Source organism: Faecalibacterium sp. DFI.5.82 (assembly GCF_029076575.1).
Lineage (GTDB): Bacteria > Bacillota > Clostridia > Oscillospirales > Ruminococcaceae > Faecalibacterium > Faecalibacterium duncaniae.
In genome coordinates this window covers 1-290 of sequence record NZ_JARFIS010001095.1, presented here as the reverse complement: position 1 = coordinate 290, position 290 = coordinate 1, and the positions used below count along the sequence as shown (strand labels likewise).

At 40.7% G+C, this 290-nt stretch carries 1 pseudogene; it reads left to right on the top strand.

Features of this window, described 5'->3' with window-relative positions:
- Positions 1–52 precede the first annotated feature (52 nt).
- Positions 53–290, top strand: a pseudogene (locus tag P0G09_RS20300) (stage V sporulation protein AD); the annotation flags it as partial.

The following is a 290-nucleotide window of genomic DNA, read 5'->3' as shown; positions in this document are numbered from 1 at the left end:
CGTTTGTTATTGCATTAGTAAAGACAATTCTAATTAGGTGGGGTGGTTTATGATACTCGCAGGTCATCGTACATGGATCTTCGAACAAAAACCCGTCATACTTTCTACTGGAACAGTTAGTGGACCATTTGAAGCAAACGGAGCAATCGCAGAAGATTTCGATCTCCTTCATGCTGATTTATGGCTTGGACAGGATTCCTATGAGAAAGCACATAAAATCCTTTTTGAAGAGGCCTGTCAAAAAGCCATGGAAAAAGGGGGCATCCAAAAGGATCAAGTTCAATTTATCC